Origin of the sequence: Bifidobacterium vansinderenii (genome assembly GCF_002234915.1) — a bacterium.
GTDB classification, from domain to species: Bacteria; Actinomycetota; Actinomycetes; order Actinomycetales; family Bifidobacteriaceae; genus Galliscardovia; species Galliscardovia vansinderenii.
Map to the genome: position 1 here is coordinate 164,017 of NZ_NEWD01000016.1, position 20,812 is coordinate 184,828.

Annotated in this window: 21 protein-coding genes, 1 other RNA gene, 1 pseudogene and 1 riboswitch; of the genes and pseudogenes, 12 read left to right on the forward strand and 11 right to left on the reverse strand. The window is 62.8% G+C overall.

Features of this window, described 5'->3' with window-relative positions:
- Positions 1-111 precede the first annotated feature (111 nt).
- Together Tam10B_RS13550 and Tam10B_RS06920 are read left to right on the forward strand one after the other, a co-directional pair.
- Complete coding sequence (locus Tam10B_RS13550) at positions 112-1,401, forward strand: ATP-binding cassette domain-containing protein (protein WP_233133632.1); 1,290 nt, start codon at positions 112-114, stop codon at positions 1,399-1,401.
- Positions 1,402-1,440: 39 nt separating this feature from the next.
- The gene (locus Tam10B_RS06920; protein ID WP_093960516.1) at positions 1,441-2,124 is read left to right on the forward strand and encodes a hypothetical protein; all 684 of its coding nucleotides are present in this window, start codon (positions 1,441-1,443) and stop codon (positions 2,122-2,124) included.
- Between the two features lie 87 nt (positions 2,125-2,211).
- On the opposite strand, the gene tenA is transcribed toward Tam10B_RS06920, so the two are convergent.
- From tenA to Tam10B_RS06945, 5 genes are all read right to left on the reverse strand, one after another.
- A complete protein-coding gene (tenA, locus tag Tam10B_RS06925) occupies positions 2,212-2,922 on the reverse strand; it encodes a thiaminase II (protein ID WP_093960517.1) in 711 nt (236 codons plus the stop codon).
- A 174-nt stretch (positions 2,923-3,096) separates the two neighbouring features.
- Complete coding sequence (locus Tam10B_RS06930) at positions 3,097-3,795, reverse strand: HAD family hydrolase (protein ID WP_093960518.1); 699 nt, start codon at positions 3,793-3,795, stop codon at positions 3,097-3,099.
- Positions 3,796-3,814: 19 nt separating this feature from the next.
- The gene (thiD, locus tag Tam10B_RS06935; protein WP_198947549.1) at positions 3,815-4,639 is read right to left on the reverse strand and encodes a bifunctional hydroxymethylpyrimidine kinase/phosphomethylpyrimidine kinase; all 825 of its coding nucleotides are present in this window, start codon (positions 4,637-4,639) and stop codon (positions 3,815-3,817) included.
- Positions 4,632-4,771, reverse strand: a riboswitch (TPP riboswitch). Its footprint overlaps the gene before it by 8 nt.
- A gap of 49 nt (positions 4,772-4,820) precedes the next feature.
- Positions 4,821-6,551, reverse strand: coding sequence for a DNA repair protein RecN (gene recN, locus Tam10B_RS06940; RefSeq protein ID WP_093960519.1), 1,731 nt, complete (start codon positions 6,549-6,551; stop codon positions 4,821-4,823).
- On the reverse strand, positions 6,551-7,465 hold the full coding sequence (locus Tam10B_RS06945) for an NAD kinase (protein WP_093960520.1): 915 nt from the start codon (positions 7,463-7,465) through the stop codon (positions 6,551-6,553). Before Tam10B_RS06945 ends, recN begins: the two co-directional genes overlap by 1 nt.
- Positions 7,466-7,753: 288 nt before the next feature.
- Here Tam10B_RS06945 and Tam10B_RS06950 point away from each other — a divergent pair, with 288 nt between their 5' ends.
- From Tam10B_RS06950 to Tam10B_RS06995, 10 genes are all read left to right on the forward strand, one after another.
- Positions 7,754-8,965 (forward strand): ROK family transcriptional regulator, encoded by a 1,212-nt coding sequence (locus Tam10B_RS06950; RefSeq protein ID WP_093960521.1) that lies wholly within the window; start codon positions 7,754-7,756, stop codon positions 8,963-8,965.
- A 108-nt stretch (positions 8,966-9,073) separates the two neighbouring features.
- Positions 9,074-9,988, forward strand: coding sequence for a carbohydrate kinase family protein (locus tag Tam10B_RS06955; RefSeq protein ID WP_093960522.1), 915 nt, complete (start codon positions 9,074-9,076; stop codon positions 9,986-9,988).
- Positions 9,989-10,153: 165 nt separating this feature from the next.
- Positions 10,154-10,550: a transfer-messenger RNA gene (ssrA, locus tag Tam10B_RS06960) on the forward strand.
- Positions 10,551-10,723: 173 nt separating this feature from the next.
- On the forward strand, positions 10,724-12,031 hold the full coding sequence (locus tag Tam10B_RS06965; protein WP_143248588.1) for a tyrosine-type recombinase/integrase: 1,308 nt from the start codon (positions 10,724-10,726) through the stop codon (positions 12,029-12,031).
- 236 nt (positions 12,032-12,267) lie between these two features.
- Positions 12,268-12,780 (forward strand): hypothetical protein, encoded by a 513-nt coding sequence (locus tag Tam10B_RS06970; protein ID WP_093960524.1) that lies wholly within the window; start codon positions 12,268-12,270, stop codon positions 12,778-12,780.
- A 148-nt stretch (positions 12,781-12,928) separates the two neighbouring features.
- Positions 12,929-13,243, forward strand: a complete 315-nt coding sequence (locus tag Tam10B_RS06975; protein WP_093960525.1) for a hypothetical protein — start codon at positions 12,929-12,931, stop codon at positions 13,241-13,243.
- Positions 13,244-13,359: 116 nt separating this feature from the next.
- Positions 13,360-13,680, forward strand: coding sequence for a hypothetical protein (locus tag Tam10B_RS06980; RefSeq protein WP_093960526.1), 321 nt, complete (start codon positions 13,360-13,362; stop codon positions 13,678-13,680).
- Position 13,681: 1 nt separating this feature from the next.
- A complete protein-coding gene (locus tag Tam10B_RS06985) occupies positions 13,682-14,539 on the forward strand; it encodes a hypothetical protein (RefSeq protein WP_093960527.1) in 858 nt (285 codons plus the stop codon).
- Positions 14,524-15,417 (forward strand): tyrosine-type recombinase/integrase, encoded by an 894-nt coding sequence (locus Tam10B_RS06990; RefSeq protein WP_093960528.1) that lies wholly within the window; start codon positions 14,524-14,526, stop codon positions 15,415-15,417. The genes Tam10B_RS06985 and Tam10B_RS06990 overlap by 16 nt, the downstream gene beginning before the upstream one ends.
- Positions 15,414-15,764, forward strand: coding sequence for a helix-turn-helix domain-containing protein (locus Tam10B_RS06995; protein ID WP_093960529.1), 351 nt, complete (start codon positions 15,414-15,416; stop codon positions 15,762-15,764). The genes Tam10B_RS06990 and Tam10B_RS06995 overlap by 4 nt, the downstream gene beginning before the upstream one ends.
- A gap of 98 nt (positions 15,765-15,862) precedes the next feature.
- On the opposite strand, the gene Tam10B_RS07000 is transcribed toward Tam10B_RS06995, so the two are convergent.
- The 6 genes and pseudogenes from Tam10B_RS07000 to Tam10B_RS07030 all read right to left on the reverse strand — a co-directional run.
- A complete protein-coding gene (locus Tam10B_RS07000; RefSeq protein ID WP_093960530.1) occupies positions 15,863-16,099 on the reverse strand; it encodes a hypothetical protein in 237 nt (78 codons plus the stop codon).
- A 9-nt stretch (positions 16,100-16,108) separates the two neighbouring features.
- Positions 16,109-17,011 (reverse strand): peptidoglycan recognition protein family protein, encoded by a 903-nt coding sequence (locus tag Tam10B_RS13555; RefSeq protein ID WP_233133633.1) that lies wholly within the window; start codon positions 17,009-17,011, stop codon positions 16,109-16,111.
- Between the two features lie 11 nt (positions 17,012-17,022).
- Complete coding sequence (locus Tam10B_RS07015; protein WP_233133634.1) at positions 17,023-17,343, reverse strand: DUF4436 domain-containing protein; 321 nt, start codon at positions 17,341-17,343, stop codon at positions 17,023-17,025.
- A 9-nt stretch (positions 17,344-17,352) separates the two neighbouring features.
- The gene (locus tag Tam10B_RS07020) at positions 17,353-18,288 is read right to left on the reverse strand and encodes a hypothetical protein (protein ID WP_093960531.1); all 936 of its coding nucleotides are present in this window, start codon (positions 18,286-18,288) and stop codon (positions 17,353-17,355) included.
- Between the two features lie 16 nt (positions 18,289-18,304).
- Complete coding sequence (locus Tam10B_RS07025; protein ID WP_093960532.1) at positions 18,305-19,867, reverse strand: glycoside hydrolase family 43 protein; 1,563 nt, start codon at positions 19,865-19,867, stop codon at positions 18,305-18,307.
- A gap of 1 nt (position 19,868) precedes the next feature.
- Positions 19,869-20,812 (reverse strand): annotated as a pseudogene (locus Tam10B_RS07030) (hypothetical protein); the annotation flags it as partial.

A 20,812-nucleotide genomic window follows, 5' to 3' on the forward strand; every position in this document is an offset into this window, starting at 1 on the left:
GGGGTCAACAGGAGAGATCGTTTCCCAAAAATAGGTATCTATCAACCACTCATTGTCATTGGGTTGGCGTGAGCCTGCCCAAAATTCCCTCATCACGCATTCGAGGCTCATATGAAAGCCATCTTCTACAAGGATCTGCTGCAGGTTCGTCGCAATACCGGACTGCTGATCATGCTGATCGTGACCGGCATCATGACGGTGCTGTTCATCGTACTTGCGACGGTCATCCAGCCCGGCAGAACATTCGCCACGGTATTGCTGCAGATCACGCTGATCCTGTTTCTCATGTCGTTCGTGCCCACCTGCGCGATGGAGCTCGTCCGCGGCGACATCGGCAACGGCACACTGACCGCGTTCACGGCGAGCGGACGGCCAAAACGGCAGTATCTGATCGCACAGGTGATCGTTGCACTCATACCGTCCGGCGCGCTCGGTGCGCTGATCGTGCTGGCGTTCCGCCTGCTCGTACCATCGCTGCGCACTGTCATCACCGGCGCAAACGGCCTCCTGCTGCTGAGCGAACCGCTACTGGCCGCATTCGTTCTGTTTCTCTGGTCAATCTTCTTCAAAGGAAAGGCACTCATCATGACCGCAACCACCACCAAGCCCATCACCGATTCCATCAATGGACAATCCAAGCCCGTCGCGGGCACGCCGATCGCCGTATCCGTAAGGGACATGACCTTCGGATACAAGAGACGCAAGCCCGTGCTCAGTCATATCAGCCTTGACGTTCCTGCCGGCCAGTCGATCGGCATTCTGGGCTACAACGGCGTGGGCAAGACCACTCTGTTCGGCGTGATCCTCGGCCTGCTGCGCCCGCAGCACGGCGACGCGGTGATCAACGCGGACGTGTTCCCCTCCATGCGGGACGTGTTCCAGCTCACCGACTCGAACAATCTGACCGCCGATATGACCGTGCGAGAGAATATCCGCTTCCGTGCCATGCTCTACGCCACACATGAGAATCCGCATCCGGTGGACGTCGCACATCTGGACGAGCTGCCGATGGTCCGGGCATTCGAATTGGGCGAGCATCTGGACAAGAAGGTGAGGGAGCTGTCGTCGGGATTGAAGAAGCGCGCCGGCATTGTGACGGGCATGCTGTTCGAACCGAAGCTCATCATGCTCGACGAACCCACCAACGCCGTGGACCCGCTCACCCGGCAGCTGCTCATCGAACTCATGAAGCAGCTTCGGGCTGACGGCCGCACGATCATGACGATCACGCATGATCTCGACTACTGCTGGGAGGTGACCGACCGCGTGGTGATCCTTGACAACAGGCATCTGGTCAGGGACTGCATGACCCATGATTTCGCGGATTACCAGACGTTCATGGAAGCCGCCACGCTCGGTAGAGAAACCACCGACGTGGACTTCGGCCTGCATACGAAATAATGCGATGCCGCAACGCGACTTATTGCAAAGGAGATACTGATGAAGGCAATACTCTGGAAGGATTGGATGATCTGCAGGCGTAGCCGCCCATTCTGGCTGGTGACCGTGCTGATGGTGGTGATGATGCTGGTCTACATCGTCGGATTCGTCATGTGGCTGGGGAACGAGAACACCACCATGGTGTTCATGCTGTTCGGGCCGATGATCGCCTATTTTCCTCCGGCGCTCACCGCGGGAACCTCCTATCCGAACGGGCACACGCTCACCATGAGCATGAACGCGCCACTGAAAACCGACGGCACGGTGGAGGCCATGCGCTGCTCGGGACGTTCGATGACACAGTATCTGCTGGCGAAGAGCGTGCTTCCCATGATGCTTGGCCTGGTCATGCTGCTGCCGCCGGTGCTGTATTGCCTGTACGGCGGCGCGCTGACGGTCCGCTCCCTGCTCACTCCGGAGATGGTCTACACGCTGATCGCCGTGCCGGCGCTCACGTTCGTCAATGAGCAGATACTGCTGGCGTCCCGTGCAACCACCACCGGCACGCTCAACATTCCGATACTGATCACGTTCATCCCGATGATAGGGTTCACGCTGATGTCCTCACTCGTCTCGCCGTGGGCGGCGCTGCCGATCATGCTCGGCGCCGGCGTACTGGCGTTGGGCGTGTCGGCGCTTCGCAGCCGGCACGACTACCCGACCACGTTCCGCAGACTGGCGTGAGAACGATAGAATCTGGCTGTCCGGCTCCCCTTAGGGAGGGGAGCCGGAAGAAATCGTGGCTTCTTGCGTCAGTAGAGGAGTCCGAGGCTACTTCCACTCGGGCTTCCAGCGCTGCTGGAGGCGGTAGGCGCTGTCCCAGAACATGTATTCGTGTTCCACGCCCACCACGAACTGTTCGACGAGGGTCTGCTTGTGCTCCTCGGTCAGGTCGGCGGAGAGCTTCTCGATGTCGTCGATCAGCCATACGGCGGAATTCCAGAACTCGTCGGTCTTGTACATGTCGATCCACGCGCGGTACGGGTTCGTCTCGATCCCGTCGCCGATGCGCGCGGCGATGCGCGTGCCGTAGTCGGCGTACACCCAGGCGCACGGCAGCAGGGCGACGAGCACGTCGACCAGCGGCTTAGTGTGCGCGATGGCGATCATGTTCGACGTGTAGGCGCGGGCGAACGCCGACTGGCGGGCGTCGTCCATCTGCTGCCTGGTGATGCCGAACACGTCGCGGAAGAAGTCGTGCACGTGCTCGGTCTCGTTGGACGCGCCGGCGATGGCGTTCGACAGGTGCGTGCGGATCTTCGGATCGTCGCACTTGGCGAAGGCGAGCGCGTGCACGTTCACGTAGTCGTTGAGGTACAGGTAGTCCTGCAGCATGTAGAACACGAACTTCTCGCGGTCGAGGGTGCCGTCGCCGAGTTCACGCAGGAAGGGCTGGTCGACGCCCTCCTCCCATACGGGTTCGGCGGCCTTGTAGAGGCGTTCGGCGAAGGGGTGGTCGGGGAGGAAACGGGTAAGGGGCATGATTGTCCTTTCGGAGGTGGCGGAAGGTTGGGGAAGGTCAGGGGTGCGATCCCTCCCTCAGACCGGCCTTGGCCGGCCAGCTCCCTCCCAAGGAGGGAGCACGAAAGAATGGGACCAGTGTTATTACGGCCGGGCTTCCTTGGGAGGGAACATGAGGGATGGGAACGGAAGGGGTCAGAGGACTCGGGGGGCTTCGGAGAAGTCGTGCATGACGCCGTCGGCGACGGCCTGGATCTGCGGCCAGTGGTTCTTCGACGACGCGTCGTACATGGCCCACGCATGCATGCCGACGGACTTGACCACGCGGATGCCGACGAGGATGTCCTCGAACACCGTGCAGTCGGTCGGCTGCACGCTCACCTGAGCGGCGGCGTGCAGGTACACGTCGGGCTGGTCCTTGGACACGTCTCCCACGTCGTCCACGCTGCTGAACGCGTCGAACAGGTCGTAGACGCCCAGCCGACGCAGCACGGCCTCGCGGAAGCGCGGCGGCAGACTCGTGGCCACGGCGAGCTTGGCGCCGGTGACCTTGAGATGCCGCAGGTACTCCCCCGCGTGCGGCTTGAGCGGCACGGTGGTGGTGTACGCGTCGAACGCCATGCGGTTCCACTCGTCCATGAGATCCTGCGGGCTGTCCGGCAGACCGAACCGGCGGATCGTGTACTCCGCGCAGTCTTCGAACGACAGGTGGGCGATGGATTCGGCATAGTCGGCGGGCACGTCGAATCCCCGTTTGTGCAGGAATTCGTTGTCCACGTCGGTCCACACGTGCATGGAGTCGAGCAGCGTGCCGTCGAGGTCGAAGATGGCGGCCTTGCCGGCGTTCGCGTCCGACGGAACCAGGGCGGATGCGTCGCCGGCGGGTGCTGTCATCCGAAGATCGGGGCGGGGATCAGGCATTGGCGTCGAAGCCGGCCAGGCCGTGCGCGTACAGATCCCAGAAGTGGTTGGTGGGGCCGTTGCCGTTGCCCAGTTCGAGCGAGTGCTCGATGGCCATAGTCACGTACTTCTTGGCGCGGCCGATGGCCTCGTGGAACGGGTGACCGAGCGCAAGATTGGCGGCGATGGCCGACGAGTACGTGCAGCCGGTGCCGTGCGTGTTCTTGGTGTTGATACGCTTGGCGGAGAACTCGTAGAAGTCCTTGCCGTCATAGAGCACGTCGATGGCGTCGCCGGTGGCATGGCCGCCCTTGACGAGCGCGGACGTGCAGCCCATCTCCTGAATGGCCTTGGCGGCGGCCTTCTGCCCCTCAAGATCGGTGATCTTCAGGCCGGAGATGCATTCGGCCTCGGGGATGTTCGGCGTGAGCACGTCGGCGTGGGGAATCACGATCCTGATGAGCGAGTCGATGCAGTTGGGGTCCATGAGCGGCGCGCCGTTCTTGGCGTACATAACCGGGTCGATGACCACGTTCTCCGCCTTGTATTCGACGAGCTTGTCGGCCACGACCTGCATGATGTCCGGGTTGTCGAGCATGCCGATCTTGACGGCCTTGGGACGGATGTCCTCGAATACGGCGTCGATCTGGTCGGCGATGATCTTCGGATCCACGTCGAGCACGGAAATCACGCGGGCCGTGTTCTCCGCCACGACGGACGTGATCACAGACATGGCGAAGCATCCGTTGGCGCTCATGGTCTTGAGATCGGCCTGGATTCCGGCGCCACCGGAACAGTCGGAGCCGGCAATGGACAATACGGGCGTCAGTACGCTCATAATCGTTCCTCCCTACGATGGTGTTAACCAACAGGTTCAAAGGGTCAGGCGTCATGCCTTTCTCAACCCGTTCCACCGCACGCCGGACGCGTCACGCCATCGGCATCGAGTCGGGTTCCCCTGCAACTTGACGGATCCCACGCTATCCGCGGGAGCCGACATCACCGTGCCGCCGCGACCGTCACAGCCGGCAGGCGTCGAGCAGTTCCCGTGCGTGCGTCAGCGACGTTTCGGTCTCGCCGCCATCGAGCATGCGGGCGATCTCGTGCACGCGCATGTCGTCGCGCACCTCGTCAACGGTGGTGACCGTATCGGCGTCTGCTGAGGCAGTGTCGGACTTGGAACCGGCAACGTGCTTGGAGACGACGAACTGCGCGTCCGCCCATGCGGCCACCTGCGCCAGATGGGTGACGACGATCACCTGCGCGTTCTCGGCGAGCCGTGCCAGCCGCCTACCGAGTTCAGCGGCGGTTCTGCCGCCCACGCCGGCGTCCACCTCGTCGAACACGAACGTCATGCCCTGACCGGCCACGGACGAGAAGCCCTTCTGCGCCGCGGACAGCTCCAAGGCGAGCATGAGTCGGCTCAGCTCGCCGCCGGACGCGCTCTTGCCCATCGGCAGCCGCGGCGCTCCCGGGAAGGCGGTGAACAGGAAGCGGATGTCGTCGCCGCCGTGGGCATCAAGCCCGTCGTCGGCGCGACGCTCCACCTCGATATCGAGCCGGGCGCCGGACATGGCCAGCGACTCCAGCTCGCCCGTCACCTGCTCGGCAAGCTCACCGGCGGCCTCGCGACGCCGCTCCCCCAGACGTTCGGCGGCCTCAACCGCCGCGGCACGGGCGGCGTCGCGCTCGCGAGTGAGCTGCGCCACGCGTTCCGGGGATGCGTCGAGATCCTCAAGCTCGTAGCCGGCCTTCTCACGCCATGCGATCACGTCGGCGAGCGTGGGCCCCCATCGTCTGGTGAGTTCGTCGAGGTCGTGGATGCGCCCGTTGATCTGGTCGAGGTCGCCTTCCCCATCCTCCTGCTCGAGCATGCCGCCGAGCGTGAAGACGATGTCGGACAGTTCCGTCTCCACCGTGCCCAGTCGTTCCGCGGTCTCGTCGTAGGTTCCGTGCACGCCGATGGATTGCAGGGAGTGCACGGCCTGTTCGATCATGGCGAGCGCGCCGCCGGTTTCGGAATCCACGCCCATCTGCCCCGGGTCGAGCGCGGCGAGCGCGCCGCCGACGCCCTGCATGATGGCGGCGGAGTTCTCGATACGATCGCGCATGGCCTTGAGTTCGGTGTCCTCGCCGTCGTGGGGGTCGACGCGGTCGATGCGGTCGATGGATTCGCGCAGGTAGTCGGCGCGCTGCATGGTCTCCGACTCCTGTTCGGTGATCGCCCGGAGTTTGGCGTCGCAGTCGTTGAGTCGTTTCCATGCGGCGCGGTAGGCGTCGAGTTCGTTGACGTCGCCCGTATACGAGTCGAGGAATTCGCGCTGCCTGGCCGGCGAGGCCATGCGCAGCTGGTCGGCCTGACCATGGATGGCGACCAGCTGGTCGGTCAGGTCGCGTAGCACGGAGCGCGGTACGCTTCGACCGTTGAGCACGGCCCGCGAACGGCCCTGTGCGGGCAGGGTACGTGAGAGGAACAGTCCGTCGTCGTCGAGTTCGGCGCCGGCGTCCTGTGCGAGCGTTCCGACGGCGCTGCCCGGCGTGACGTCGAACACACCCTGCGCCCATGCCTCGCGGTCGCCTTCCGACACGGTGCGCGCAGAAACGGTACCACCGGATATCAGTCGTAGCGCGTTGAGCAGCATGGACTTTCCGGCGCCGGTCTCGCCGGTGATCGCGGTCATGCCGCGGGCCGGATTCACCACTGCATGACGGATGGGGCCAAGTGAGCGGATCTCCAGTTCCTCGAGCATTACCGGCCTTTGCCCTCCTTTGAGCCGCGGTTCTTGCCCGACTCACGCCATCCCATCACGGGAAGATCGAATTTGCCTACGAGACGACTGGTGAACGGCACACCGACCAAGCGTGCCAGGCGCAGCGAGTTCGGCGACTGCCGGACCACCACGCGAGATCCTCTGGGCAGGGCGCGCTGGCGGCGTCCGTCGCAGCAGATCCACCCCTCGCTTGAGGAGTCCTCGGAGATGTCGAGCGTGAACGACGACTTGGAGCCGATGACGAGCGGACGGGAGAACAGGGCGTGCGCGGCGAGCGGCACGAGCTGCAGGGCGTCCACGTTGGGCCAGATGATCGGCCCGCCCGCGGAGAACGCGTAGGCGGTGGATCCGGTGGGCGTGGACACGATCACGCCGTCGCAGCCGAAGGAGCTCATCTCCACGTCGTCCACGCTGATGCTGAGCTCGACCATCTTGCCGCGGTCGGCGCGTTCGAGGGTTACGTCGTTGAGGGCCCAGTCGTGCATGGGTTCGGTGGCGCCGGGCACCCATACGTCGACCCATGCGATCACGCGCTCGTCGATCGAGTAGTCGCGCGCGGCGATTTTGGCGATGGCGTCCTGGGTCTGGAAGCTTTCGAATTCCGCGAGGAAGCCGACGTGTCCCATGTTGATGCCCACGATCGGCACGTCGGTGCCCTTGACGAGTTCCGCGGCGCGCAGGATCGTGCCGTCTCCGCCGAGCACGATCACGATCTCGGTGTCTGGGTTGAACGTCTGCACCTCGCTGGCGGCGAACGGCGGCGCCTCGAGATTGTCCACGATCGTCACGTCGAAGCCGACGGCCTTGAGCTGCTCCACCACTTCCTTGACTTCGGTGCCGGTGGTCGCCAGCTGCCTATGCGTGACAACGACCGCATTTCTTTGTCTTGGCAACGCACCCTCCTACTCGCCGGACTCGTCAGCATGATTGCTCGTGGTCACATTCTCCCACATCGAAACGATAAAACGCCGTCCGTTTCCACCCCGTGTCATCAAACCATACACGAACGTCCGTTCGAATACGCGGTCCGAGAATCGCCACGTCGTCCGCGTGTCGCATTTGCATTTAATTGATTAACGAGGTTAATATATTCACAACACGTAATTCAAACGATTGACGACGATACGGGCTACAGTAATACCAAGTCCGCCTGCCGCCGACAACGAAGTCAAGGAGGACGCATGATCGCACCACCCGGCAGCACGCACGCCTCCATGGCAGAGCTGAACCGATCCCGCATCATCCAGCTGCTCCACCGCGACGGCGTCTGCTCCCGCGCGCACATCGCCCGCAAACTCGACCTCACCCCCGCCGCCATCACCAAGATCACCGCCCAGCTCATCGACATGGGCGTGATCAGCGAGACCGGCAACCTCGACGGCATCAAGAAGCGCCGTTCGATCGGCCTGCAGCTCAACGAATCGAAGTACCGCGTGATCGCCGTCAAGTTCGCGCGATCCCTCGCCCAGATCGGCGTATTCGATCTCGGCGGCAACCTCGAATCCATGCAGACGCTGCCCCCGGTGCGTAACGACACCATCCCGCAGACCTGCGAGGACATCAAGAACCGCATCCGTGCCATTCTGGCCAAGGATGACTCCATCGTCGCCATCGGCATGGCCGTGCCCGGCCCCTACCTGCGAGCCGAAGGACGCACCGCCGTGGTCACCTCCATGCTTGGCTGGCGCAACGTCAACTTCATCAGCGAATTCGCCTCCGAATTCCGCGTGCCCGTGTTCATCGAGCAGGACGCCCGCGCCGGCGCCCTCGCCCAGGCCCTGTTCAACCCGGAAGCCACCTCGCGTAACCTCGGCTATTACCTGATCGGCGAAGGCGTGGGACTCGGACTCATGGACCATGGCGAGCTCGTCAACGGAGAGCTCGGCGCGGCCACCGAGATCGGGCACATCAGTATCGACGCCGACGGCCGTCCATGCGAATGTGGCAACGTCGGATGTCTGGAGAACTACTGCTCCGCCATTGCCTTCCACGAAATGGTCAACGAGTCCGGACTCGTCCCCGGCTCCGAGAACATGCACCATGTCGAAGCCTGCCGCGCGGCGTTCACCCTCGCGCACAACGGCAACCCCGAGGCGCTCGCGCTGGTGCACGAGGTGTCCACCTACATCGGATACGGCTGCGTCACCATCATCAATGCCTTCAATCCCAAACAGATCATCATCGGCGACATCATGGCGGAAGCCGGGGAGCCGATGCTGCAACGGGTGCGAAGCATCGTGGCCCAGCGCGTCATCCCCGTACTGGACGAAACCACCGAGATCATACTGTCCGATCTGCCCGTCGACGCCACGCTCAACGGCGCCGCCGCGGTGGCCACCGCACAGTTCCTCGAACACCCATCAGAATTTGTCGAACAGATGGAAGGGCTGTGACCCGACAGGGCCGCGAACAACCGGACGCCGACACGAACGAACAACCAACCGATCAACCAAACAAACAAAACACATCTCGGAGATGAGATGCAGAAGAAAGGAAAACCAATGACCGACAAGAAGCCGATCGTCCTGAGCCTTGGCGAGATCCTGTGGGACATGATCCCCGAAGGCAAGCGCGCCGGCGGCGCCCCCGTCAACTTCATCTACCACGCCACCAAGAACGGCGCCGACGGCTACTCGATCAGCGCCATCGGCGAGGACGAGCTCGGCGACGAGCTGCTGGCCGCGGTCGAGAAGACCGGCATCAAGTCCGTCCTGCAGCGCAACGCCTACCCCACCGGTCGCGCCGACGTGAAGCTGGAGAACGGCATCCCGGAGTGGACCATCGTCAAGGACGTGGCCTGGGACCACATCGCCCTCACCCAGGACCTCATCGACCTGGTGCGCAAGGCCGACGCCATCTGCTACGGCTCCCTCGCCTGCCGCATGCAGGAGTCGCACGACACCATCATGAAGCTGCTCAAGCTGAGCCGCCCCGAGACCCTGCGCTACTACGACATCAACATCCGCGGCGACCACTACTCCAAGGAGCTCATCGAGGAGCAGCTGGCCGACGCCACCGTGTTCAAGCTGAACGACGATGAGCTCGTCCTGCTGCGCCCGATGTTCGGCATCACCGGCACCGATGAGGAAGCCTGCAAGTGGTTCATGGACAACTACGACCTCGACTACGTGATCCTGACCGCCGGCGCCGACTTCAGCACCATCCTGGCCAAGGACGGCGAGATCTCCACCCTGCCGACGCCGCGCGTGGAGGTGTCCGACACCATCGGTGCCGGCGACTCCTTCTCCGGCGCGTTCACCATCAACATCCTGCTCGGCAAGTCGCTCAAGGAGGCCCACCGCGCCGCCGTGAACACCGCCGCGTACGTGTGCACCCAGGCCGGCGCCTGGCCGGAGTACCCGGAAGTCATGCCCGACTACATCGCCGAGTACGAGGCCAAGCAGAAGGCCGAGTGAGCCGAGTCGACTCCTCCCTTGTTTGCCGCGGTCGAAATCACGAAATCACGAATGCGATTCATGATTTCGCCGTGAGCGACACTCCTTGTTGACAGGCCGGACATCTCAACGCTATATTGAGATGTCCGGCTTTTTATGTCGGCAGTTGATTGATAATTCAACATCGGGGTCGATCGGTTTCGACGGTGACCTGTTCGTCGCAGGGAAGCGTGCCGAGAACGCGGGGGTCCGCTCGTTAATGTCCTCCCGCAAAGAATAAGTGCTAAATCTAACCGCACTGAGTTCGCTCTCGCTGCCTGAGCTTCGCGCCAGAATTAACCAGCGAGCAGCCGCTCCGTTCACTCTCCCATGTTTCCGGGGAGATGCTGAGCGTCATTAGGAGACTCGCCTGAAGCATTGCGTCACAGGGCGCTTCGGGGACTTTTACTGTGACTATGCCCGCCGCCAGTTGTCTGCGACATCGGCGGGGGCAGACAGATAGCCACCTGGCCAGCAGACTACGCACGTAGAAGACTGAGGGTACGGTCATCGGACCCGGGTTCAATTCCCGGCGGCTCCACGAATCAAGCCATCCAAGCACGCGCTTGGGTGGCTTTTTTGTTGCGATTCCAACGGTTTCGGCCCGTATTTTCAACGTTTCGGCACTGCTCCTATAATCGATGCAAACCGATAAAAACCGATCAAAAAGGGGTAGATGTACGTCGTTTAGTACGTCGTCCCCGAGGGGAGGCACTGTTGCCCAGGAAGAAGAAACCATCATCGCGCAGGTCGTTCGGCCGAATCGAATATCGGCCCAATTCGGATAGTCCGACGCGCGTGGTCGCCGCCTACCCGACGCCGGCCGACGCGTTCGCCCAATGGCCGGGCCTGCCGAAGCGGATCAGCCGGTCGTTTCCGATCGAGCAGGAGTCGGAGGCGCTGGCATGGCTGGACGGCGAGAAACGCAGGATGGACGCAGGCGTGTGGGAGCCGCCCACGGTGCGTGAAAAGAAGGCGGAGACGGTCGGGCTCACGTTTGACGAGTATTTCCCCACATGGTTGGAGAAGCGCCGTTATAGGGGCAATCCGCTGCGTCCCGGCACCAAGTATCGGTTGCGCCGGGATTACGAGAACCACATCAAACCGGCGTTCGGAGGCACGCCGATGGATAGGGTGACGCAGGCCATGGCCGACAAATTCCGCGACCAGCTGCGCGCGGATCAGCCGGCCATGCGCAGAAACGTCATGAAGCTGCTCGCGGAGATCCTCCGCTCGGCCGCACTGCCGGGCGAGGACGGTTCGGAGCCGATCATCCCCCGCTACCCGCTGACACGCTCGGAGGCGACACCGAAACGCAAGCGTGAGATCATCCCCGCAACCCCCGCGCAGGTGCGCCGAATCATGGACAACATGCCGGACGCATACCGGCTCGCGATCGAGCTCGGCTGCGCCGTGGAGCTACGGATTGGTGAGGTCTGCGCCCTGCAGCGACGAGACATCATCCTGGGCACGCGTCGCCTGCATGTGCATAGGACGCGTACGACGATGGATCCCGACTCGCTGACCGGCAGTCCGAAAACGGTGGGGTCGGAACGGTGGGAGCCGATCCCGGAGACGATCCTCCCCCACTTGCAGGAGCACCTGGCCACATTGCCGGAGGGTGACGAGGCGTGGCTGTTCCCGGCCGCCCGCAACCCATCGGAGCCGTTGCACCCGAATACGCTGCGTGGTTGGTATGACACGGCGCGGAAGGCCGCGCACCGGCCGGATCTGCGTTTCCACGATCTGCGGCATACGGGTTTGACGTGGCTGGCGTTGGAGGGGGCAACGCTCAGGGAGTTGATGGATGCGGGCGGTCATACGAGCGCCGACGTCGCCCTGCTGTATCAGCACAGCATGGATGATCGGCGCCGAGATCTCGCCAACAGGGTCGGCGAACGACTATACGAGGACACGACGCCCGACGGATTGAGGGCGAGGATTCGCGAGATCAATGATCGGATTCGCGAACTTGAGGAGGAACGCGATGGCCTCCGCGCGCAGCTCGAAGCGATTTCCTCGTGATTTTTGTAATCCTTTATGTCTCTCTTCTTGTAGAGTTTATGTTAGTTCACACGTGCGTGTTAGTAAGCAGTATCCGATACGTGTGAATGCGTACTAATCAATACGTGTGATTGTGTGATATCATCTGTGTGTGAATGAAAGACCCCGCAGTGCTGGTGACACCGCGGGGTCGGTCGGAAAACCACGCATACGATTCTCCGCATCACAGTCTAGGCCATGGTGTGGAGGGAAAAGGCATGACATACATGGGATACCGCAACATTGACCGCGTATTCGCCCTCGCCGAGCGGGGCAAATTGTCCAAGATCGTCGGAGACAACCTCAAGCTCAATGAGCTCGCCCTCGGCATGATGTGCTTCATGGGCAAGACCGCTATTGACAAAGAGGATACGGCTGCGATCAACGAGGGCAACCCCTACTGGTGCTATTGGCTCGGCTGGGATGCCATGGCCGCTGGAATGGGGCTGATACTACCCACGCAGCAGCAGTTGGACCTCTCCTACGTCGGTGATGGCTCGGGCGCCGAGAAGGCCATCGAGAACCGCACCCTGACCGCTCGAAACCGGCTGAGCAGGACGGCGAAGTTCCTCCGCGATAACGGATGCCTGCGGCTTCTGCGTCCCGCCACATCGTTTGCGGGAGGCAATAAGAAAACGGCGATCTGGATGCTGTGCCTCGGCGAGGATGATGCGGAGAACGATACTGCGGAACGCTGGGCACGCCGAGTCCTGCACCTTCGAGCACGGTGAGGATTGGGCGCGGGAATGCCTCGGACTCGAGTGGAGGGAAAATTCCTGATTTTTGCGACACGCCGGTATGCCATCGCCACATCCATGATACTATTGGTATCACCAAGGGATGCACAAGGCATCCCGAACGAGCAGAAAGGCTCCGATCATGAACATCTACCAGATCAGCACCTACATCTTCAACCACACCGGCCATCTCGTCGAAACCTCCATCTGCAACGGCATTTACTCGGACGACACCATCGAGGTCAGAAAGGTCAACGGCAGCCCCTACCTCGCACTGAGCTTCGACCCCACCGACGACAGCTTCATCCTCGGCACACTCTGGTATCGCCACGGATACGGCGAAAACGGCGGTTTCGATGACGAACCGCTGGAGGAGGGCCTCTGCTGGAGTCTCGACGACGAGGATGACACCGACACGCTCGACGAGATCTGCCGGTACGCCGACCAGAACCTCTGACCTACAAACCTTGTCGCCCGATCCTTTCGGGCGTGGATTGAAACACCCCCTATCACAGTGCCCGATCATGATCGGTCGGGCACCCCAGATCACACCATTTCCCAAGGAGAACTATCATGACCGTCTTCACTGATCACAAGCGCATCGTCAACATCGAACTCAAGAACTGGGACGAAACCACCCAGAACTGGTCGCCGGACTGGAGCGACGACTTCTACGATGTTGGCGGCGCCAGGAACCTCAACGAATCCGACGACGACTTCAACCACCCCTACGGGAAGCTGCTGGAAAAGCACGATTTCTTCGAGGGCGAGCCCGTGTACGAGGTCGACGATATCGCCTATCTCATCGACTACGCGAACGACATGATCAACGGCGTCGGCGACTTCGACACCCCAAGCCCGCAGACCACGCTTTTCGTCAACGATCTGGACTGACATGGGCAGGCAGAAAAAACTTCGTCTCACTCCGTCATGGCTCCCGGTCGTCCGTGACCATCTGGTCAAGGAGGGCCGGCGCCAGGCGGCGAGAGGGAATCTGAACGGCACGGTCAGCGAACGGATCCTCAACGAGTTCTACAACGAGATGGACATCCTCGCCACATCTCCCCTCTGGTGGGTGAGCCGCGACATGAAAACCGTCTGCGTGGATACCGTGGTCAACGGCCCACGCCCACCGGCTACGGAATTCCCCACGGTCAGCGGTTTCATCGTGTTCGAGGATGGGTTCATCGTCCGCAGCGACGAGGTCGGGGAGATTCTGGTGGACGCGGTCAGCTGGGAGCAGGATTACAGCGAGGTCGATTCCGACGGATTGCCCGGCGTCATGTTCAGGCTTTTCAGCTCCGACCATCGGGTCACCATGTCCGGCAGGCTGCTGGACGCCAGTCTGCCTATCGGCCCCATGGCCAACATCCACGACGACGACGTGGACAGGGCGGTATTGGCGATGATGCAGACGGCGTTCGCGCTCATGGACCAGCCAAGCGTCACCGCCGTGGCCGAGCATCGATGGGACGATCGACGGGATGGTCCTCAACCCAAGTCGCTCAGGCTCGCCCCAAAGGTGAAGATGATCGTCTTGCGGGAGGCGCCAAAAGCCCGGACCACGGACGGTGAGAATGGGACGTCTGGCGTGCTGACGCACCGTTTCATCGTGCGTGGCTTCTACCGTGAGCAGCCGTATGGGCCCAATCATTCCCTGCGTCGCAGGCAGTGGATTCCACCGTTTGTCAAGGGGCCGGCCGGCACCCCGCTGATCGTCAAGGACTCGGTGAGAATATGGCGCAGACTGTAAGCGGGCTGATCGCCGCCTATCTGGCGTCAGTGCCAGCGAAAAGCCGCAGACCATACCGAAGGGTATTGGACATGTGGATCCGCTGGTGCGCGGACAACGCCATCGACATGATGCACGTCCGCCGCTCCCACATCGACGCATGGAAAATCTGGAGAGTGGAGCACATGGGAGTCAGCCCGGCCACGCTGGCCGCCGAACTGACGCCGATCTGCTGCTTCTACGAATACCTGTGGCAGGAGGGCTACCTGGAACGTAACCCCGCTGAACACGTGAAACGGCCGACGCAGCGCAGGTGGAGTGACGGGTCATGGCTGTCCGAGGAACAGGCCTCAAAGTTCCTCGCCCTCGCCGAGGCCGACCGTCGAACATGGGTGGGCGCCGCCTGCGCGCTGCTCCTGCTCAACGGACTCCGCAGAAACGAGGTACTGGGATTGGACATCGCGGACTACCATCGGGTGGACGGCCGCCCTACGCTCCACGTCAAACGCAAGTTCGACTGGATGCAGGAGGTCGGGCTGGCGGACCGTACCGCCGCCGACGTGGAACGCGCAATAGGCAAGCGGGCCACCGGACCTCTCCTGCTCTACCGAGGCAAACGCCTGCAGTCGCAGACCCTCGCGGCCACGATAGCCGATCTCGGCAAGCAAAGCGGCGCGGACCGGCGCATCACCCCGCACTCCCTGCGCCGCACGTTCGCCACAACCGCCCGACGCCATGGCGTGCCCGATAGGGAGATCATGGCGTCCGGCGCGTGGAGCAGCCGGGAAATGATCGACCGATACGACATGGGCCGTCTGGCCGTTACCAACGCCGCCAGCACAGCGGTATCAGCCGCCCTAACCAATACCGATCCAACAGAAAGGACATCACAGGAATGAGCATGACAAGCGCCGAATTCAAGTGCCTGCGCGAAAGCATGGGCCTGTCCCAACAGTGGGCGGCGGACCACTGGAAGGTCTCGATCATCAGCGTCAAACGGTGGGAGCGCAACTACCAGCCGCCAGCCGGTATCGAAATGGATCTCCGCGCCCTGAAAAAGCGGTTCGACCGTGAGGTTCGCATCGCTGCGGCGGCCGACGAGGATTCCGGCCTGCTTGTCCCCCGTCTGGACGTCGAGGCACCCCGAGATCTGCCTGCCGCATGGCATCGTGCGATCGCGCAGCGCGCCGCCGAACAGTCGGGCGCACGGATCCTCTACTACGACGACGAACAGGACGCCGAATAAACGCAAAAATGCCCCCGCCCAGCGTAATGCCGGACGGGGGTTGTTGTCTCACTAACCGTCACTGTCGTCTCACTAACCGTCAGTGACGAGTCAGTGATCTATTTGCCGCTGAGCCTGACGGGGTTGTAGGCGACGCCGAACGCGGCCGCGATCACGCCCGCGGCCGAGCTGATGTAGGCGCCGACCTGCGGGTCACCGAACGCCGAGACGCCGAGACCGACGATTCCGGCGACGAGCGTGACGATGTAGATGATCGTGCGGATGCGCTCGTCAAACACAGGCGTGTACGGGGTGGTCGTATCCGCATGCTGCGGGGTGTTCTCGTTTTCTGCCATGGATCCTCCTTAGAATCGGTTTTCGTTCAAGCGTGTCTGCAGGGCGCGCACGGTGGCGGGGCCGAAGCTCGCGTCCTGCGCGACGCCGAGATGCGCCTGGATGGCGCGGATGGTGCCAGGACCCAACAGGCCATCCTGACCCTGTCCGAGCTGCGCCTGCACGCGACGGATGAGATCGGAGCCATAGCCGCCGTACGTGACGCAGCTGGTCGGCAGGGCGGGACGCCAGTAGGTGCGCTGATTCGGTACCACCTGGCCGGAAATCACGCCATCGACCGTGGTGCCCATGACCTGCTGCCAGCGGCGAATCGTGGCCGGACCACACGAGCCATCCACAGCCAGCCTGCCGTCATCCTGCGGAGCAGCCGGAGCGGCCTGCGGCACCTGCGCCGGCACATCCGCACCATTGACCATGCTGTCGTACCACTGCTGGGCGCGGGTCATGTACGCGTCACGCTGGTCGCCCGCAATGGAAGCCGGGCACTCCGTGGACGTGTAGTGGAAGTGGGGGAACACGTTGACACCCCACTGCGGCCGGCCGAGACCGTACACCTTGCAGATCGCGGCCACCAAGTGAGCACCATTATCCAGCGTCGCATCCGAGATGCGCCACGGGCTGGTGCTGATATCCGCGTGCTCGATACCGATACTCGTGCGGTTGGCCTCGCCGTTGGCCGCGTGCCACGCGGTGTCACGATCATGGACGAGCTGGCCGATACGACCATTCGCATCGACCTGATAGTGGGCGCTGGCCTGACGGGTCTGCCACGTGTCATAGCAGCCCCTGATACTCAGGTTGCCGCCATTGTGGTGCAGCACCACCTTGTCGATCCTGCGGCCGTTGCGGCCGGGCGTGTAATGCTTCGTGAGAATCAGATTCTCGTCGGCGATGAGATTGTCCCAATCCTTCATATTGGCTCCTTTCAGAGTGGTTTGTGTGTGATCGGTGCGCGTTGGATGTCGTCGTTGACGGCGGTGCCGTGCCCGTTACCGCCGAGCTGGTGGTAACAGTTGTAGAGTCGTTGGGCGCGGAATTTCAGGTCGTCGTCGGCGACGCCTCCCTGCCGGACCATCGTCGCCCGGAATTCCTCGAGCTTGCACAGCAGGAGTTCGCGCACGCCGTCGCTCATGGCGTCCTCCAGATGGCGTCGGCCTCGCCACCAGGCGAGCACGTAGCCGCCGAGCGCGCCGGCGATCGTGGTCACCGCCCACATGATCAGGCTCTGGTCGAAATCACTGAGCAAAACAGCCTCCTAGATGTTGACGTTGCGGACGCCGAACGTCATCGAGCAGTGGTGCCACATGTTGCCGGCGACCTCCCATTCGCCGGTGGTCTGCCATTGCAGATTCGTGGTCCCGTTCTGCCCGGTGACGACGAACATGCTGTGCCCCTGCTTGTCCCACGCCGAGTTCTCGGCCGCCATCTGATGCAGTTCGAAACCCTCGGGGATGAAGTTGATCTGGTCGCCGCTCGTCCGGTAGCGTTGGATGTAGAGTCGGCCGAGGTTCGTCATCTCCCACGATTTGGACGTGAACGTGCCCTTGTTGGTCCAGTTGACCGCCAGGGTGACGATACCCGACGTACCTGTGGTGGGGATGTACGCGCCGTCCATCACGAGCGTGTCTCCCGCGCTGCTGGTGCCGGAACGGTCGATGTACAGGGGGTATGGGCTGACCCTCTGCCGGTATGACAGTGGGCTGAGCACGCCGCCGTCGAACAGTCTGGTCGTGTAGGTGGCGCCGACCGCGTCGACCTGCACGCGCCACAACGCGAAATCGTGCACGGTGGTGGACTGGTTGATGATGGACTGCGTGTTGATCTTCGGATCCGCGGCCGTCTGCCCGGTGGCGACCGGCGTGCCGGCGACCAGCACTGGCGACGCTGATTCCCTGCCGCTCGCGCTGTCGTACTTGTAGCGCAGGCAGAGCAGGTCAGTGCGATAGGTGCCGTTCGCGGCCGGGGTGACGTCGATCGATTCGGGGGCGGTGATGACCACCTGTCGGCCGTTGAGCACGGCGCACCCGGTATCCAGCGTGAGTTTCGTCGACGTCTGTACGGTCAGGCTGAACTGGTTCCACAGGTTGAGCACGTAGTCGTCCTGCCCCAGTATGCCTGCGTTGAGGGCGCCCCAGTCGGCGCCGTCGATGTGTGGCGTGCCGAGCGCGCCGGTGACGAGTTCCGTCGTCATGGTCTCTCCAATCTCTTTACTTGTTGGGCCAGTGTTCGGTGCCGGTTATGCGCCAGTAGTCCTCGGGCCGCCACGCGGTCTCCGGATTCGCCATGCGGAGTTTCGTGGTCCCGTTGTCGTCGTAGATGACGATCGGCAGGACCACGTACGCGCTTTTGGCGGAACCCGAGTCCCACCGGTCGCCGAAATAGATGAACTCGCCCAAGTCCTCGTTCCACGGGACGATGTACGAGCATTGCGAGCCGAACGTGATGTCGTGGTCGCCCTTGCCCTCGATCGAATCGATGCCTCGGCACAGGTCCGTGCCCGAACCGTAGGAGCTGAGGATGCCGTTTTCGGGGTGTTCCTGCGCGTACCAGTTCTGCTTGCCGGGCGCCCAGCCGTTCGTCGGGCTGGTGATCACGTACACGCGATCCCGGTATTCGAGGAATGCGACGGCCTCGCGTGACTGGTCGGTGATGATCTGCCAGTTCGTGCCCCTGCCGACGGGGAGCAGCTTGGTGTACTTGCCGTCCGCCGAATACTGCATCTTCGACTTGGATTCGTCGGTGTCGGTTGTGACACACAGATGGGTCCAGTCGTCGTCGAGTTTGGCGACATACGTGCTCTTGTTGCCCTCGGAGCTGTAGGCGACGTAGGCGTTGCCGTCCTTCGCGGCGTACAGGGTCATGTCTCGGGCGTCGCCGACCTCGCCCCAGCCGCCGTAGATCGTCTCGTCGTCGTTGAATCCCTTGTATGCTCCGATGAGTTTGAACGGCCCGGTGGGCCTATCGGCTATCGCGCAGCCAAGCAGGGCACGCGAATAGTTCGAGCCGCCAACCGTGGTGCTGCCATCCGAGTGGAACCACAGCACCCACTTGTCAGTGCGTGGATTGTGAAGCATCTTCGGCCGTTCCGCGATGGCGGTCAGGCTCTTGCCGTCCGCATGCGTCAGCAAATATTTACGGACGTTCTCGTATTCGCTGCCGTAGAGGTCGTGGAAGTATCGGCCGTCGGGCGTGGTGGGGTCGTCGGCCGCGGTCGGGTTGGTGATCATGCGCAGGATGATGCCCATGTCCGTCCAATTCCGCAGATCCTTGGATGTGTACAGGTGGATGCCCGGACTGTCGCCGTACCCGTTCTCATGGCTCTCGCCCACCCAGTACCAGATGTCGCCCTCGCGGGTGATGCCGCCGCCGTGGGCCTGAATGTGGTGCGCGCCCTTGCCGGCGGTCGGTCCGGTGGGAATGGTCTTTGCGAACCACTGGGTCGATGTGTAATAGTCGCTGGCCTTGGTGTCCACGACGGTGACGGCGGGGAACCCCGTGTACGAGGGCACGTCGTTGCGCGTGGGCAGTCCGGCCGGCGCGTCGGGCAGATCAGTGGCGATGCGCGTGTAGAGGACGCGCTGCCCATCCTCGCCGATACAAATCCACATCGTGCCGGGCCACAGGCTCACGGGATCCACGCCCGGGAGCAGCGAGACCGTCTGCCCGATCTCCGGGAGCGTGGATGCGTCCACTATCCCCTGTTCGATATGGGCCATGTCCGTTGCGTCGAGCACATGCCCGTCCTGCAGATTGAGTTTCTGGTACGCCATCTCAGGCTTCTCCTCCCAGAGTCATTGCTCCCAATGCGCCGGATCCGAGCGCCGAATGCACGGTTGTCGTATCATCGGCGGTCTTCTCCCACGTGTAGGCGCCGAGCGACGGTCGACGCTCCCATGTGCCGCCGAATATGAGGCCGGGATTCGTGCCGGTCGTGTTCTGGTAGATGGATCCGATCGGCCAGTACATGCTGCCGCCGCTGCCCGTGCCGTGCGCGGTGATCGTCCCGTCAGGGGTGATGGTGATGGTCGCACCATCCGGTTTCACACCGCCGAGCGCCTGCTGCGTGGCAACGGGGAGCGAATAGTTTTCGAGCCCGTCGAGCTTGGCCTTATCCGTGGAGCTCATCATGCCGTCCGCCGTGGTGGTCACAGTGTCGGCCCAGATCGTCGCGCTGGCCTTGTCGTCGCTGCGCCATACGTGGATCGGCGCGGTCCCGTTGAGGGTGCGCACCGACTCGTTGGCGGCCGCCAGCGCGTTGCGCGCGTCCTGCTGCGCCAGGCCGATCTGCGCGCTAAACCCAGACGCGGTCTTCTCGGCCTGTTCGGCCGTCGCCTGCACGCCGTCGAGCTTGGATTGGGTGACGTCGGCGCTGATCACACGATCCGAGCTGATCCTGATGCCATCGCCGGCCACATAGCTCATGCCGCCGGTACCGCCGCCGCCCGTCTCGCCGGAGCCGGAGAGGCTGACCGACTGGCCGGCCGCCTTGTCGCCACACTCGTAGGACACGCTCATGACGCCACGGCTGACTTTGACGATCTTCTTCGTGACGGGGACCGTGACGGTGATGCCGAGCCGGTTGTTACGGCCGGTGACACGATCGTCGATGTCGAAGCGGAGACCGCCGTAGCCGTGGAGTGTGGCTTTGACGCCGCCCTGCTGCTGGAGCTCGCGGAGCTTGTCCTCCGTGGATTTGATCAGATCCTCCTGCTTCG

Bases quoted from the DNA above. Each gene is read 5' to 3' on its own strand.
- Tam10B_RS13550 (WP_233133632.1), top strand. From the start codon at position 112: ATGAAAGCCATCTTCTACAAGGATCTGCTGCAGGTTCGTCGCAATACC.
- Tam10B_RS06955 (WP_093960522.1), top strand. From the start codon at position 9,074: ATGACCGACAAGAAGCCGATCGTCCTGAGCCTTGGCGAGATCCTGTGG.
- Tam10B_RS06950 (WP_093960521.1), top strand. From the start codon at position 7,754: ATGATCGCACCACCCGGCAGCACGCACGCCTCCATGGCAGAGCTGAAC.
- recN (WP_093960519.1), bottom strand. From the start codon at position 6,551: ATGCTCGAGGAACTGGAGATCCGCTCACTTGGCCCCATCCGTCATGCA.
- Tam10B_RS06975 (WP_093960525.1), top strand. From the start codon at position 12,929: ATGAACATCTACCAGATCAGCACCTACATCTTCAACCACACCGGCCAT.
- Tam10B_RS13555 (WP_233133633.1), bottom strand. From the start codon at position 17,011: ATGAAGGATTGGGACAATCTCATCGCCGACGAGAATCTGATTCTCACG.
- Tam10B_RS06980 (WP_093960526.1), top strand. From the start codon at position 13,360: ATGACCGTCTTCACTGATCACAAGCGCATCGTCAACATCGAACTCAAG.
- tenA (WP_093960517.1), bottom strand. From the start codon at position 2,922: ATGCCCCTTACCCGTTTCCTCCCCGACCACCCCTTCGCCGAACGCCTC.
- Tam10B_RS06930 (WP_093960518.1), bottom strand. From the start codon at position 3,795: ATGACAGCACCCGCCGGCGACGCATCCGCCCTGGTTCCGTCGGACGCG.
- Tam10B_RS06970 (WP_093960524.1), top strand. From the start codon at position 12,268: ATGACATACATGGGATACCGCAACATTGACCGCGTATTCGCCCTCGCC.
- Tam10B_RS06985 (WP_093960527.1), top strand. From the start codon at position 13,682: ATGGGCAGGCAGAAAAAACTTCGTCTCACTCCGTCATGGCTCCCGGTC.
- Tam10B_RS07000 (WP_093960530.1), bottom strand. From the start codon at position 16,099: ATGGCAGAAAACGAGAACACCCCGCAGCATGCGGATACGACCACCCCG.
- Tam10B_RS06995 (WP_093960529.1), top strand. From the start codon at position 15,414: ATGAGCATGACAAGCGCCGAATTCAAGTGCCTGCGCGAAAGCATGGGC.
- Tam10B_RS06990 (WP_093960528.1), top strand. From the start codon at position 14,524: ATGGCGCAGACTGTAAGCGGGCTGATCGCCGCCTATCTGGCGTCAGTG.
- Tam10B_RS07020 (WP_093960531.1), bottom strand. From the start codon at position 18,288: ATGACGACGGAACTCGTCACCGGCGCGCTCGGCACGCCACACATCGAC.
- thiD (WP_198947549.1), bottom strand. From the start codon at position 4,639: ATGAGCGTACTGACGCCCGTATTGTCCATTGCCGGCTCCGACTGTTCC.
- Tam10B_RS07025 (WP_093960532.1), bottom strand. From the start codon at position 19,867: ATGGCGTACCAGAAACTCAATCTGCAGGACGGGCATGTGCTCGACGCA.
- Tam10B_RS06920 (WP_093960516.1), top strand. From the start codon at position 1,441: ATGAAGGCAATACTCTGGAAGGATTGGATGATCTGCAGGCGTAGCCGC.